Here is a 15,040-nt window from a genome sequence, read left to right as displayed (position 1 = left end):
GTCAGCTATTGAGTTAGTCAAACTAGCACAATGAGCCCCGAAATCTAATACAAATACACAGCAAGTGGTACACAACAATGACAAAAGAAACTTGGCACCAATTAAAGCAATCAGCCAAGCTAGGTTTTGACCGCGCTTACGCCCCGTATAGTAAGTTCCACGTTGGCGCAGCGGCACTAGACAATCAAGGTAACGTATTCTTTGGCTGTAATGTAGAAAATGCATCTTACGGCTTAACCGTCTGTGCAGAGCGCAACTGCATTGCGCAGGCAGTGATTAATGGCAGCCAAACACTCAATCAATTAGTGGTGTATACCGAGCAAGAAAAACTTACGCCGCCATGTGGTGCATGCCGCCAAGTTATTGCTGAATTTATGGCACCAGAGTGTGAAGTTAAGGCAATGAATCATCTAGGTAATGAGAAAACATGGACGGTAGCGCAGTTATTACCTGATGCCTTCACGCCTAAAGACCTTTTGTAATTGACTCAAACTTAAGCAAGTAAAATTAAGCAAACAAAATTAAGAATTTAAAGGGAATAAGTATGTTACTTCCTCAAGAAGTTATTCGCGTTAAGCGCAATGGCGGCGAATTATCAAAAGAACAAATTCAGTGCTTCGTTGATGGCATCACCAATGGTCAATTCAACGACGCACAAGTTGGCTCTATGGCAATGGCTATTTTTCAACAAGGCATGGCAACGCAAGAAATTGTTGCATTTACTCAGGCGATGATGCATTCAGGTACGGTATTAAGCTGGCCAGAATTAGATCGCCCAGTGGTAGATAAGCACTCTACCGGTGGTGTCGGCGATAAAGTTAGCTTTATGCTAGCTGCAATTGTGGGTAGTTGTGGCGCATACATGCCGATGATCGCAGGCCGTGGTCTAGGGCATACAGGTGGTACGGTTGATAAATTGGAAGCCATTGCTGGCTTTAATACACAGCCAACGATTCCTGAATTTAAAGCATTGGTGAAAGAATTGGGTATCGCTATTATCGGTCAAACGAATGACTTAGCACCTGCCGATAAACGCCTTTACGGTATTCGTGATATTACCGCAACCGTAGAATCTATTCCGCTTATTACTGGCTCGATTCTATCGAAGAAGCTTGCCTCTGGTTTAGATGCGTTAGTAATGGACGTTAAAGTTGGCAACGGCGCCATGATGCAGAACATGGATGATGCAATAGCACTTGCACAAAGTATTGCCAATGTTGCAAATGGCGCGGGTGTAAAAACCCAAGCAATTATTACCGATATGAATCAAGTACTAGGTAACAGTGCTGGTAATGCGGTAGAAATTATCGAAACAGTCGATTATCTAACAGGCGCATATCGTGAAGAGCGTTTGCACAATGTAACTGTTCGACTTGCGCAAAGCATGTTGATCAACACAGGCATTGCTGACAATGAAGCACAGGCACTAGAAAAAATTAACCATGCATTAGACTCTGGCGCAGCGGCTGAATTATTTAGCCGTATGATTCATCGCATGGGCGGCCCAGCTGATTTGCTTGAATCACCTTGGCAGTCGATGACGAAAGCTAATGTTATTCAAGACGTAACTGCACCAGTAGATGGTTATATTGCTGGTATGGATACTCGCGATATCGGCTTAACTATCGTCGGCATGGGCGGTGGCCGTACAGCGAACGATCAACAAATTGACCACAGTGTTGGTTTTGATCAGATCAAACCTATCGGCACTAAAGTAGCAAAAGGTGACGTGATTGCTCGCGTTCATGGTAAAGATAAAGCACAAGCGGATACAGCGAGTCAGCAATACCTTGCCGCGTTTAGCTTTAGTGAGCAAGCTGTTGAAACTTCACCAGAGATTTATCAAGTTATTGATTAAAAAATAAAAGTTGATAAGGTTTTTAGTTTAATTAGCAATTTGCGCAAAATAAAAAACGGTCACTTAAAAAGTGACCGTTTTTGTTTTAACTAGCTAAAAAGCTTGGCTCAGAAACTTACTGACATTCAGCAAATTTTGAAATTCGATTTACCAAACCAGTGCTTTAAAATGCTTACGACATAACGACTCGTATCTGTCGTTACCTCCCACTTCAACTTGCTCACCAGCGGTAACGGCTTTGCCAGACTCGTCGATTCGAGCGACAAAGTTTGCTTTTTTACCGCAGTGACAAATGGTTTTCAATTCAATGAGCTTATCAGCCCAAGCGAGTAGGGCAGCGCTTCCTGTAAAGGTATTGCCTAAAAAGTCGGTGCGAATACCATAGGCTAAGACAGGAATTTTTAACAAATCAACCACATCGGTCAGCTGCTTAACTTGTGCCTCGGTTAAAAACTGTGATTCGTCAATAAGCAAACAATCTACTTTTGCCGTTTCATTAACGTGACAAAGTGCTTGATATAAATCGGTTGTTTCATCGAACAACTGTGCATCGGCATCAATACCTAGACGCGATGTGATTTTCCCTTGCTGATAACGGTCGTCGAGTTTAGCGGTAAACAATACACATTGCATACCGCGCTCATTGTAGTTATAGGCAGACTGCAATAAGTGAGTAGATTTACCTGCATTCATCGCAGAATAGTAGAAATAAAGTTGTGCCATAGCGTTAACTTACAATTACTAAAAATCCTAGCGCTTAGTAAGCGCTAGTTGATGTAGTGTTGTCGTCGCTATGCCCTAGCGTGGCTAGCAGGTTGTTAAGCAAGCCGCTTGCGCCAAAACGAAAGCGTTCTGCATTAACCCAATCTTCACCTAATAGTGATGATGCCATATCAATGTATACTTTCGCATCTTCTGCGCTGCGCACACCGCCAGCGGCTTTAAAGCCAACCTTTGGATTTGTTGCTTGAATTGCTTCGAGCATTACTTTTGCAGCTTCTGGTGTTGCGTTAACGGCTACTTTACCGGTTGATGTTTTAATGAAGTCAGCACCTGCGTTGATACAAATTTCGCTAGCTTGGCGAATAAGCGCATCAGTTTTAAGCTCACCGCTTTCAATGATCACTTTTAATACAACATTTACTTGTTGGCACGCTGCTTTACAAGCCTTTACCATGTCAAAGCCAATCTGCTCATTACCGGAGATTAATGCTTGGTATGGAAATACCAAATCAACTTCATCTGCGCCGTAAGCAATCGCTGCATTTGTTTCAGCTACTGCGATGGCAATGTCGTCACCACCTGCTGGAAAGTTAGTGACTGTGGCAATTTTGATGTTGGCTGCGTTGAGGGTCGCTAGCTTCTTTTTCGCGTGTGGAATAAAGCGCGGGTAGATACAAATGGCAGCGGTGTCACCGGCAGCGCTATGTGCTTGCTCACATAGATGTTCAATATCAGCAATGGCTTCGCTATCGGTTAAGCTGGTTAAATCCATTAACGCTAGCGCTTTTTCTGCGTATGTATTTAGTGTTTGTTCGCTCATTGTAAAACTCTTTAATTATAAACTGATAAATACACCGGCAATGGCGGCGCTCATTAGGTTTGCTAAGGTTGCAGCAATCATTGCGCGAACACCTAAGCGGGCAATATCAGGGCGTCGACTTGGCGCCATTGAACCAATACCACCTAATAAAATGGCAATTGAAGACAAGTTAGCAAAACCACATAATGCGAAGGTAATAATAGCTTGTGTGGTAACACTTAAACTTTCTTTAACTTCGATAAATTGTGCGTAAGCAAAAAATTCGTTAACGACAATTTTTTGTCCGATAAAGCTACCCGCTTGCAGCATTTCGTCAACAGGTACACCAACGATAAACGCGATAGGGGCAAATAAATAACCTAAGATCCATTCAATTGTTAAACCTTCAAAACCAAACAATCCACCAATGCCTTGCACTATGCTGTTAAGTAGGGCAATTAACGCAATAAAGGCAAGTAGCATTGCACCCACATTCACTGCAAGTTTTAACCCTGATGCGGCACCTGATGCCGCAGCATCGATAACATTCGCTGGCTTTTCTTCACCATCATTAAAGGCAACGTTTTGCTCTAGTTTTTCGCGTGATTCAGTTTCTGGCATGATGATTTTAGCCATCAATAAGCCGCCAGGTGCTGCCATAAATGATGCTGCGATTAGGTATTTAAGTTCAACACCTAAACCGGCATAGCCTGCCAAAACAGAACCAGCTACCGAGGCTAAACCGCCAACCATAATGGCGAATAGCTCAGAGTTACTCATGTTTTTAATGTATGGACGAACGACTAGCGGCGCTTCGGTTTGCCCAACAAAGATATTTGCTGTTGCCGACAAAGACTCAGGTTTACTGGTGTTGAGTAACTTTTGTAGGCCACCACCAATAACTTTAATCACTTGTTGCATAATGTTTAAGTAATAAAGTACGGCAATCAGTGAGGAGAAGAAAATGATGACAGGTAACACACGAACAGCGAAAACAAAACCGACACCATTTTCAAACATGGCATCAGTACCTAGCCCGCCAAATAAGAAATCGATACCAGCTTTCGCTGAATCAATCACATGTTGAACGCCATTTGACATTGATGCCAGAACATCTTTACCAAATGGAATGTAAAGTACAAAAGCACCAAGCAACACTTGCAAACCGAAAGCTAAGCTAACAGTTCGCCAATTAATGTCTCGACGTTTGTATGACAGTGCATAGGCAATTGCGAGCAGCGCAACAATACCCAGCACGCCACGCAGTGCTGTTAAATCCATAAATTCCTCTAATTATTGTTATAGGTAAGTTGGCGAATCTTGGCTTTTAATACTTCTATTGCCATTCTGTTTTTTCCGCCACGGGTTATGACGATATCAGCATGAGCCTTAGCCGGCTCGATAAACTGATAATACATAGGTCTTACTGTTTCCAGATATTGGTTAGTAATTGAATCAATGCTGCGACCGCGCTCTTGAGTGTCTCGCTTAATACGGCGAATCAAGCAAATATCCAATGGCGTGTCCATGTACACTTTAATGTCAAAACTAGAACGAAGTTGTTCATTAGTCAGTAACATGATCCCTTCAATCAAGATAATCTTGGTTGGATTGATCGTTACTGTCTCTGCTGTACGGGTATGCGTTTTATAGCAATAGGTCGGGCACTCAATTGCTTTACCTGCAGTTAAATCGCTTAAATGTTGATGTAATAACTCATGTTCAAACGCATTTGGATGATCGTAGTTGGTACGAATACGCTCTTCCATTGGCAAATCATCTTGCGCTCGGTAATAAGAATCTTCCTTAATAATAGAGATACCTTGCTCTCCTAGCTCAGGTAATAGTTCATCATATATGGTTTGAGCAAAAAGTGTTTTGCCTGAGGCCGATGCACCAACAACAGCGATAATAGTTGGTTTTGCTAATTGATCAGCATTCACTTGGTTAGAAATCCCACTAAAAAGAAAGTTTATGGCAGCTATAAAAACTACTCTGTTAATTGTCGCGTATTTTGACGCTTTTTTCTCAATTTTGATAGAGCTTGAAGCGTCTGTTATCAAATTCGAACAACTATTTTGTCATTTTGATTGAAAACTAAGCGATCAGCGCAATATTAAACTTGTCTTTGCCTAAAAAGCTGATAAATTACCACATCCTGACCAAACGGTCATGTTTATTTGGTTTTATTAAGTGAAATTTAAAGCAAGACTGGCTGCTTTAAACTAAACACATTTTATTAATGTTTATCTTCGAAACGGATATAATTTAAACATTAAATTTCTTTAATGCCCACGTTTGGGATTTAACACAAAGTTGAGGTTGTAATGGCGCGCGTCATTTTAATGGTCATTGATGGTTTTGGTGTAGGTCATGCACCTGATGCTGAAAAATTTGGTGATGTAAGTGCCAATACATTTGCTAATTTAGCACGTGAATTTGAGGCACAAGAAGGACGTCCATTACATTTACCTCAATTGGCGAGTATGGGCTTGCTGGAACTGGCAGAGCAAGCAAGTGGTACTCGAGTAAACCACGCACCGGTTGAACAAATTAATGGTGCCTATGGTTACGCTGCGGAATTAAGTACTGGTAAAGACACGCCATCAGGTCATTGGGAAATGGCAGGTGTACCTGTACTGTTTGATTGGGGCTATTTTAGTGATAAGCAAAATAGCTTCTCTGCTGAGTTAATGGCAAAAATTAATGAAGCGACAGGTTTTGAAGGCATGTTAGGTAACTGTCATGCCTCGGGTACTGTGATTATTGAACAGCTTGGTGAAGAGCACGTTAAAACTGGCATACCTATTTGTTACACCAGTGCTGACAGCGTCTTCCAAGTAGCTGCACATGAAGAGCATTTTGGCTTAGACAACTTATATAAGTACTGTGAAACAGTACAAAAAATTGTTGAACCAATGAATATTGGTCGTGTTATTGCGCGTCCGTTTGTTGGCGATGATGCAAAATCATTTACACGCACAGGTAATCGTCGCGATTATTCTATTTTACCACCGGCACCAACCATGCTTGATAACATTACTAATGCAGGCGGTACGGTAATTAGTGTTGGTAAGATTGCTGACATCTACGCCCACCAAGGTGTTTCAATTAAAACAAAAGCAACGGGAATTGATGCATTAACAGACGCTACGATTGAGCATATCAATACAGCAGAAGACAATTCATTAATCTTCACTAATTTAGTGAATTTTGACCAAGACTTCGGTCATCGTCGTGATCCTGTTGGATACGGTAAAGCGCTTGAAGCGTTTGATAAACGCATTGTGGAGATAAAAGCAGCAATGCAACCGGGTGACTTGCTCGTTTTTTCAGCAGATCATGGTTGTGACCCAACTTGGCAGGGTACAGATCATACTCGCGAATATGTGCCAGTACTTGCTTATCATTCTTCGATAAAGTCAGTAAATTTGGGCGAAAGAACAACATTTGCCGATATTGGCCAAACAATAGTTGAAATATTTGAGGTCAAAAAACTTTCCTACGGGACAAGTTTTTTAGACGAATTAAAATTTAGCTAGTAGAATGTTTACTCGAAGTCGGGGCTCGCGCACAAAAAAATAACAGCTAGTCCCGTTTTTGCTTATTACTTACGCAACCTTCGGGAGAATATAATGAAACTGTTGAAGCAGTCTTCACTTGCACTTTGTGTGCACGCCGCTCTTTTTTCCACCACTGCGATTAGTTTTAATGCTCAAGCTGAAGAAGCCGAAGCAGAAAAAGTCGTTGGTGTTGAAGTTATTGAAGTAACCGCTCGTAAAAGAACTGAAAACGTAAAAGACGTTCCAATTGCGGTATCAGCATTAACGCCTAAAAAACTAGAAGTGTTAGGTTCATCTGGTATGGATGTACGTGCACTTTCAGGTAAAGTACCAAGTCTACTTATCGAATCTTCTTTCGGTCGTACTTTCCCGCGTTTTTATATTCGTGGTTTAGGTAACACGGATTTTGATTTACTAGCCTCTCAACCTGTTTCTTTAGTTTACGATGATGTAGTACTAGAAAACGCATTAACTAAAGGTATGCCAATGTTTGACATTGAGCGTGTTGAAGTTTTGCGTGGTCCGCAAGGTACACTTTTCGGTCGTAACACGACTGCTGGTATCGTTAAAGTTCAATCTAAAAAGCCAACGCAAGATTTTGATGCTAACGTGTCTGCATCATACGGTACCTATGGTTCAACTGACCTACGCTTAGCAGTAGGTGGCGGTTTAACTGATACATTATCTGGCCGTATTGCACTTCTTCAACAAGATCGTGACGATTACATCGACAACGAAGCGCCTGGTTTTGAAGCTAAAGATCAGCTAGGTGGCTACAGCGAAACTGCTGGTCGTGTTCAGTTACTTTGGGAGCCAAACGACGAATTCAGTGCGTTGTTTAACTACCACTTCCGCGATGCTGAAGCAGATGCTCGTATTTTCCGCGCTAACATCATCAAGCCAGGTACTAATGACTTGATTGACGGTTTTGATCGTGACACTGTTTTCCAAGATGCGGCAAGCCGCAACGAGCAAACAGTTGACATGAAAGGCGCAAGCTTAAAGCTTGAGTACGACATGGGCGATCACACGCTAACTTCTGTTAGTGGTTATGAGTCTGCAGAAATTTTCTCTGTTGGCGATATCGATGGTGGTTACGGCGCTGCGTTCTTACCTAGCGGTTCTGGCCCAGGTGTTATTCCATTCCCATCAGAAACTGGCGCAAGAATGCCAGATCACAAGCAATTAACGCAAGAACTTCGTATTTCAAGCAACGAGCTTGGCAAATTAGATTACCAATTTGGTTTATTCTACTTTGACGAAGACTTAACCATTAACAACTTAAGTTTCGACACCTTAGGTGGCGGCGCTCAAAATGGTATTGCCGTTCAAAACATGGAAACTACAGCATGGGCAGTATTCGCTTCTGTTGATTACGAAATTTCTAACCGTGTAAATGTTAACGGTGGTATTCGTTACTCTGATGATGAGCGTGAGTGGGACGGTACTTTAGTACAATCTCCATTTGGCGCACCAGGTTTTAGCGAAGCAACCAGTGTTGATGACTCACAAGTTTCAGGTGACTTAAGCGTTAACTACCGTTACAGCGATGAGACTAACTTATACGCGCGTATCGCTCGTGGTTACCGTGCACCAAGTATCCAAGGTCGTAACTTATTGTTCTCTGGTAATGCAACAACAGCTGATTCAGAAACCGTTGCGTCAATCGAAACTGGTTTCAAATCAACAACAGCTGACAGAATGGGTCGTTTAGACGGTTCTGTATTCTATTACGAAGTTAGCGATCAACAGTTAACTGCAGTTGGTGGTACTGGCAACTTAGCATCACTATTAAATGCAGACAAAGCAGTAGGTTACGGTTTTGAATTAGACGGTGAATACTTCATCACTGCTGATTTAGTTGTTGCGGGTAGCTTGAGCTACAACAACACTGAAATTCAACAAAGCGATTTAGGTGTAGCACCTTGTGGCGCAAACTGTACTGTTAAAGATCCAATTAACGATCAAGGTTTCGCGCTAATTGATGGTAACTCATTACCGCAATCTCCAGAGTGGATCAGCAACTTATCTGTTCGTTGGTCTAAAGAGTTAGGTGAAGGTGAGTTATACGTTTACTCAGATTGGTCATACCGTAGTGAAGTAAACTTCTTCTTATACGAGTCTGTTGAATTTGAAGGGGATGCATTACTTGAAGGTGGCGTTCGTGTAGGTTACGAATGGTACGGTGACGATGCAGACTACGAAGTAGCTGTTTTCGGTCGTAACATTACTGACGAAGAGCAACTAACTGGTGCAATCGACTTTAACAACTTAACTGGTTACATCAACGAAGGTCGCTTCTGGGGTGTTGAGTTTAAAGCGAACTTCTTCTAAGTTTTACATTACTTAGTTGAGTCACTTTAATGTTTGATAGTTTGTGTTCATAGCTCTTTGGACACAAACTTAAATAAACTCAAATAAATATAAAAGTGCTCTAGATAAACAAAAAAGCCGAACTAATGTTCGGCTTTTTTATGTGTTAACTTTTCACGTGCTAATTGATTTTAGCTAAAAGGTTTAGTCAAAGGCTAAACCTTTTTTATCTATTAAAGTACGCTTTCCAGCGTTAATTCCATCATATCTTTGAAGGTGTTTTCACGCTCATCGGCTGTGGTTTCTTCACCTGTTTTGATGTGATCACTAACCGTTAATACAGTTAATGCTTTTTTACCGTACTCTGCTGCAACACCGTAAAGGCCAGCTGCTTCCATTTCTACGGCTAAAATACCTAAGTTTTCCATTTTAGCGAACATTTCTGGTTTTGGTGTGTAGAACAAATCAGCAGTAAAAATGTTACCAACGTGAACATCTTTACCTAGCTTTTCTGCTGTATCTACAACATTTTTCAATAAACCAAAATCAGCAGTTGCTGCAAAGTCACAATTGTCTAGGCGATTGCGGTTTACATTTGAATCCGTGCTTGCTGCCATACCAACAACAATATCACGAACCTTAATATCGTCACGTACTGCGCCACATGAGCCAATACGAATAATTTTTTCTACGCCGTATTCTTTGTATAGTTCGGTCGCGTAAATTGAAATTGATGGAATGCCCATACCTGAGCCCATCACAGAAACTAGCTTGCCTTTGTATGTGCCGGTAAAACCGAACATGTTGCGTACACGAGTGACGCATTTTACGTCTTCTAAGAAATTGTCTGCAATAAACTTGGCGCGTAGTGGGTCGCCAGGCATTAGTACTGTTTCGGCGAAGTCGCCGACAGCAGCTTCAATATGTGGTGTTGCCATAATAAAACCTTGTGTTGATGAGGTTTCAGTAAGTTTCAAGCCAGAATCGGTTCTGCTATCAAGGATTTTTTACTGAAGCGTTTAAAAAATAATAATGTGCTTTGTTATTTGTTAGCTAAAGAATCGTTCGACAATCCAGTGATAGCCAACGCTGCCTAAGTAAATACCAAAAATACCTACGATGCCTGAAATTACTGGTGGTGCAGGTAATGGTAGCTTAAACAGGGAAAAAATTACCCCAACTAAAGCACCTGTGCCTAAAGATAAAAGCACTTCACTCATAAATGCTCCTTAGCGCATAGTTTACTTTGTACGCAGTGCTCGCTTTTCACTGTCGGAAAGAAAACTCATGGTAATGGCGTTTTCTTGCAGTTTGGTGAACTGCTCAGCGGAAAAATCAAACAACTGCTTCGCTAACTCGAACTCATGCTTAATTTCTATTCCTTCAACAGCTGGATCGTCAGTGTTCAAACACACTAAATTACCATTTGCTAAGAAAGTAGTAATAGGGTGCTGACGTAAATCACTGACCGTACCTGTTTGAAAATTAGACGTCAGGCAAGATTCGAGGCCGATATTATACTTGGCCATATGGTCAAGTAAATCTTTATCTTGATAACTGTTCACACCATGGCCAATTCTTTCTGCGCCCAATAGGTTGATAGCTTGCCAAACGCTCTCTGGGCCTTGGGCTTCACCCGCATGTACTGTAATGCGCATGTCCGCGTTACGCGCTTGCTTAAATAAATCAACAAACATTTCGCAAGGAAAATTGGTTTCATCACCAGCCAGATCAATGCCGGTAATGTGTTGCTTATGAGTAAGTAGGGCGTTTAACTCAGTTGTACAGTGTTCAATGCCAAAGGTGCGACTAAGGATACCGAGTAAATTAATTTGAATGTCATAATCTTGTTGGCCTGATTTAATACCATCGACGACTGCAGCAACAACGTCTGCCACAGGCAGTTTATTGGTCATTGCCATATAAAAAGGCGAAAATCTAAGTTCAGCGTAACTCAACCCTGCATTGTAAGCATCTTCAACATTTTCATAAGCAACGCGTTTTACGTCATCCAATGACGTTAGCACTTTGACACCCCAATCCAATTTAGCTAAGAACGAGAGTAAATCAGGTTCACTTTCTTGGATTTGTACGTGAGGTAAAAAGTCTTGGAGGTTTGCGGCTGGCAATTGAATATTGTTTTGCTGAGCAAGTTCCCAAGTGGTTTTCGGACGAATGTTACCATCGAGATGGCGATGCAGATCAATAAGTGGCAGGTTTGGGTTGTAGCTGGTCATATTTTCCTTATTTTTATCAGTACTTAATAGGTACGTAAGTTTACTTGGCTATGGCTTAGCAAGTGATGATTATAGGCTGCTAATTAGCCAGTCTGTTGTGCAAGTTGCAATTGCTCAACATTATACCGCTTTTTTCGTAGTGAATGGGGGATTTTCGTTTGGTTATTGCAGTTATTCCTGCTAGATTAACTGCGGGATTAATTATTTAGGCGTCTAGACGTAGAAATAGTAATTAAAATAGACAAAGACGTTAAACAAAAGTTTGTTTCAAGCAAAGCAAACGTTAAGTAGTAAGAGAATACACATGTACCAAACCGACGATATCCGCATTAATAAAATCAAAGAGTTATTACCACCAGTAGCGTTAATCGAACGATTTCCAGCTACCGAGCAAGCGTCGGCAACGGTATTTGAAGGCCGACAAGCAATAAGTAATATTTTTAATGGTAAAGATGACCGTTTACTTGTCGTTATTGGTCCATGTTCTATTCATGATACAAAAGCGGCAATTGAATACGGCCAACGATTAGTTAAGCTTCGCGAAAAGTATAAAGAAAATCTTGAAATTGTGATGCGAGTTTATTTTGAAAAACCGCGCACAACGGTTGGTTGGAAAGGGCTTATTAACGATCCTTATCTCGATAACAGTTTTAAGTTAAACGACGGCCTGCGCATGGGGCGAAAGTTGTTGCTTGATGTTAATGATATTGGCTTACCCACTGCCGGTGAATTCTTAGATATGATCACCCCGCAATACATGGCCGACTTTATGTGTTGGGGAGCCATTGGTGCTCGTACTACGGAAAGCCAAGTTCACCGCGAATTAGCCTCTGGCCTGTCGTGTCCGGTTGGTTTTAAAAACGGTACCGATGGCACCATCAAAGTTGCAGTTGACGCCGTTGGCGCAGCAAGTGCTTCACACCACTTTTTGTCAGTAACTAAATACGGCCATTCAGCCATTGTTGAAACCGCAGGTAACCCTGACTGTCATATCATCTTGCGCGGCGGTAAAGAGACTAATTACGATAAAGACAGCGTTAAAGAGGTAACAGACCAACTAGCGAGTGCCAAGCTGAACACTAAAATCATGATTGATTTTAGCCATGCTAATAGCAAGAAAAAGTTTGAAAATCAGATGCTAGTGAGCGATGACGTCGCTGCACAAATTGCTCAAGGTAACCAAGACATTTTTGGTGTTATGGTAGAAAGTCATTTAGTCGAAGGTCGTCAAGACTTAGTTGATGGTAAAGCTGCTAACTATGGTCAAAGTATTACTGATGCTTGCATCGGTTGGGAAGACACGGAAAAGCTGCTTGCTCAACTAAATGATGCGGTTGCAACCCGTAACAAATAGATTGCCAGTTTTTATTTGTAAACAATAACATTTACTATCTCCAAAAAGCCGCTAACTTGAACAGGTAGCGGCTTTTTTTGTGCTTGTCTAATAATTCTGCGATAGTGTGCACAGGCTTTAATCGTTAAATACATAGGTATATGGATCAGTTAATTAATCAAGTTATTAGCCAAGTAAATAGTGTCGTGCTAGGCAAAGACAAAGAGGTTCGCCTTGCAGTAGCGTGTTTGTTAGCGAAAGGGCATCTGTTAATTGAAGACTTGCCGGGCATGGGGAAAACCACGCTTGCTCAAGTATTAGCTAAAGTGTTTGGCTTAAGTTACCAACGTTGCCAATTTACCAGTGACATGCTGCCATCCGATGTGACAGGTATTTCTATTTTTGACGCTGAGCAAAAGCAATTTGTACTTCATCATGGTCCTATATTTAACCAACTCGTGCTCGCCGATGAAATTAATAGAGCCAGCCCTAAAACACAGTCAGCACTTTTGGAGGCGATGGAAGAGCATCAAGTAAGCATTGATGGTGTGACGCATGAATTACCTTCGCCATTTTTTGTGATCGCAACACAAAACCCGCTGTTTCATGCTGGTACAAACCCATTACCAGAGTCTCAGCTTGATCGGTTTATGATGCGTTTATCGCTCGGCTTTCCTGATGTTGAAGCAGAAAAACAAATATTGTTAGGGGAAGGGTTAAAACAAAAAGTTGAGCAGGCAGATTGTGTCCTGAATCATCAGCAACTAGCTGATATTCAAAAAGCGGTTAATGAAGTGAGTGTGTCGGAAGCTGTGCTGGAATATATTATTGCGCTCAGTCATGTATCACGCTCAAGTGATTTTAATGCCAATCCTTTATCACCTCGCGCAGGCAAAGCATTGCTCAATGCAGCTAAAGCTTGGGCTTTTATCCATCAACGTAATTACCTATTACCTGAAGATGTTCAAGCGGTTTTTACTAGCGTATGTGAACATAGATTAGATGCAGGTGTCACTGAGTTGGCGCGCGATGGCGGTTTAGCGTTAGAAGTAATGAAAAAAGTAGATGTACTATCACCATTATCGTGACCGTATCAGTAAGCATTATTCGTTAGTGTCAAAGATCAGGTTATTAAATTGGTGTTGCGACTAATGAAAAGTTTAAACCAAGTTGATTAATCCCCCTTGTTAATTAATAGCTTGAGTTGATCAATAAGCGTAGCTAGATGATAAATACCTTTAAACAATACTGGGCAAATAAGTTCAATCAATGGCTGACAGTACGAGTGCCTGTTGCAAGCGAATTTGAATTATCTAATCGTAATATCTTTATTTTTCCTACTCGTTTTGGCTTAGTTTATATCCTTGTTTTATTGATACTTTTCTTGCTTGGGACGAATTATCAAAACAATGTCATTATTTTGCTAAGCTACTTAATGGGCAGCTTTTTTATTACGGTAAAACTGACTGCTTTTTTTAATTTAAAAGGCTTAGTGATACGAGCAGAGCGCTATGCACAGGGCTTTCAAGGGCAGGATATACCGGTAAAAATAACGCTTGATGCCAACTCAGCAAAACATGGCTTGACGCTCGGGTTTAAAGATCAATCAACCACACAGGTTAAATACGCAGGTAAAACATCAAATTCAAACCCTAAAGACCGTCAAACAGAGGTCACCATTTACTTTCATGCAAACAAGCGCGGCATCATCTCACCTGGTCGTGTAAAGATCTTAAGCGAACATGCGTTTGGTCTGTTTCGGGTTTGGTCTTGGCTAGACTTTGGTCATGAGCTAGTGGTTTATCCTCACCCTAAAGCGATAGCCAGTAAACATTTATTGGAGATGCCAAGCGTGGCGGAAGATGGTGAGTTGGCAGTGAGTCATCGTGAGGGTGATGAGTTTAAAGAATTGGCATCATTCAAACCGGGCGAGTCAATGTCGCGTGTCGCATGGAAACAGTTAGCACGCGGACAAGGTAAACTCACTAAACACTACCATCAATTAACTGGGCAACGGCGACATTTGTCATTAGACATGCTGCCACCAGTATCAATAGAGCAAAAACTGTCCTATTTATGCTACTTGGTGTTGCAATATAGCCAAGCCAGTTACTCTTTTGGCTTGTCACTTACACAAAAGCATATTAACGCCGATCACGGTGAACAACATAAGCAACAATGCTTACGCGCATTAGCTGAGTTTAATGGATAGGG

General features: G+C 41.5%; 14 protein-coding genes. 7 read left to right on the top strand and 7 right to left on the bottom strand.

What is annotated here, in order from left to right:
* Positions 1-77: 77 nt before the first annotated feature.
* Together ACSLUR_RS13570 and deoA are read left to right on the top strand one after the other, a co-directional pair.
* On the top strand, positions 78-482 hold the full coding sequence (locus ACSLUR_RS13570; protein WP_116000197.1) for a cytidine deaminase: 405 nt from the start codon (positions 78-80) through the stop codon (positions 480-482).
* 62 nt (positions 483-544) lie between these two features.
* Positions 545-1,858 (top strand): thymidine phosphorylase, encoded by a 1,314-nt coding sequence (gene deoA, locus ACSLUR_RS13565; RefSeq protein ID WP_448555386.1) that lies wholly within the window; start codon positions 545-547, stop codon positions 1,856-1,858.
* 147 nt (positions 1,859-2,005) lie between these two features.
* On the opposite strand, the gene ACSLUR_RS13560 is transcribed toward deoA, so the two are convergent.
* The 4 genes from ACSLUR_RS13560 to udk are packed head-to-tail and all read right to left on the bottom strand — an operon-like array spanning position 2,006 to position 5,323.
* Positions 2,006-2,581: a thymidine kinase gene (locus ACSLUR_RS13560; RefSeq protein ID WP_448555384.1), complete on the bottom strand. Its 576-nt coding sequence runs from the start codon at positions 2,579-2,581 to the stop codon at positions 2,006-2,008.
* A gap of 34 nt (positions 2,582-2,615) precedes the next feature.
* Positions 2,616-3,401 (bottom strand): deoxyribose-phosphate aldolase, encoded by a 786-nt coding sequence (deoC, locus tag ACSLUR_RS13555; protein ID WP_448555382.1) that lies wholly within the window; start codon positions 3,399-3,401, stop codon positions 2,616-2,618.
* Positions 3,402-3,416: 15 nt separating this feature from the next.
* Entirely contained in the window at positions 3,417-4,661 is a 1,245-nt protein-coding gene (locus ACSLUR_RS13550; RefSeq protein ID WP_116000201.1) for a NupC/NupG family nucleoside CNT transporter, read from the bottom strand.
* An 8-nt stretch (positions 4,662-4,669) separates the two neighbouring features.
* Positions 4,670-5,323 (bottom strand): uridine kinase, encoded by a 654-nt coding sequence (udk, locus tag ACSLUR_RS13545; RefSeq protein ID WP_116013417.1) that lies wholly within the window; start codon positions 5,321-5,323, stop codon positions 4,670-4,672.
* A 384-nt stretch (positions 5,324-5,707) separates the two neighbouring features.
* On the opposite strand from udk, the gene ACSLUR_RS13540 reads away from it, so the two are divergent.
* Both ACSLUR_RS13540 and ACSLUR_RS13535 read left to right on the top strand, forming a co-directional pair.
* Positions 5,708-6,922 carry a phosphopentomutase gene (locus ACSLUR_RS13540; RefSeq protein WP_448555379.1) on the top strand — a complete coding sequence of 405 codons (1,215 nt, stop codon included), beginning with the start codon at positions 5,708-5,710 and terminating at the stop codon, positions 6,920-6,922.
* Positions 6,923-7,015: 93 nt separating this feature from the next.
* Positions 7,016-9,277 (top strand): TonB-dependent receptor, encoded by a 2,262-nt coding sequence (locus ACSLUR_RS13535; RefSeq protein WP_448555377.1) that lies wholly within the window; start codon positions 7,016-7,018, stop codon positions 9,275-9,277.
* Between the two features lie 212 nt (positions 9,278-9,489).
* Here the strand turns inward: ACSLUR_RS13535 and deoD are convergent, their stop codons facing one another.
* The 3 genes from deoD to add form a co-directional block, all read right to left on the bottom strand.
* On the bottom strand, positions 9,490-10,194 hold the full coding sequence (gene deoD / locus ACSLUR_RS13530; protein ID WP_448555375.1) for a purine-nucleoside phosphorylase: 705 nt from the start codon (positions 10,192-10,194) through the stop codon (positions 9,490-9,492).
* A gap of 111 nt (positions 10,195-10,305) precedes the next feature.
* Entirely contained in the window at positions 10,306-10,476 is a 171-nt protein-coding gene (locus ACSLUR_RS13525) for a XapX domain-containing protein (protein WP_116000205.1), read from the bottom strand.
* A gap of 21 nt (positions 10,477-10,497) precedes the next feature.
* The gene (add, locus tag ACSLUR_RS13520) at positions 10,498-11,493 is read right to left on the bottom strand and encodes an adenosine deaminase (RefSeq protein WP_448555373.1); all 996 of its coding nucleotides are present in this window, start codon (positions 11,491-11,493) and stop codon (positions 10,498-10,500) included.
* 304 nt (positions 11,494-11,797) lie between these two features.
* On the opposite strand from add, the gene aroG reads away from it, so the two are divergent.
* The 3 genes from aroG (at position 11,798) to ACSLUR_RS13505 (ending at position 15,038) form a co-directional block, all read left to right on the top strand.
* A complete protein-coding gene (gene aroG, locus ACSLUR_RS13515; protein WP_448555371.1) occupies positions 11,798-12,847 on the top strand; it encodes a 3-deoxy-7-phosphoheptulonate synthase AroG in 1,050 nt (349 codons plus the stop codon).
* A 140-nt stretch (positions 12,848-12,987) separates the two neighbouring features.
* Positions 12,988-13,914, top strand: a complete 927-nt coding sequence (locus tag ACSLUR_RS13510; RefSeq protein WP_116000208.1) for an AAA family ATPase — start codon at positions 12,988-12,990, stop codon at positions 13,912-13,914.
* Positions 13,915-14,051: 137 nt separating this feature from the next.
* The gene (locus ACSLUR_RS13505) at positions 14,052-15,038 is read left to right on the top strand and encodes a DUF58 domain-containing protein (protein WP_448555369.1); all 987 of its coding nucleotides are present in this window, start codon (positions 14,052-14,054) and stop codon (positions 15,036-15,038) included.
* Positions 15,039-15,040: the final 2 nt, after the last annotated feature.

It is taken from the genome of Thalassotalea montiporae (assembly GCF_053485855.1).
Note: the sequence above shows the minus strand (reverse complement) of the source record. Positions and strands in the feature narration are given on the sequence as shown.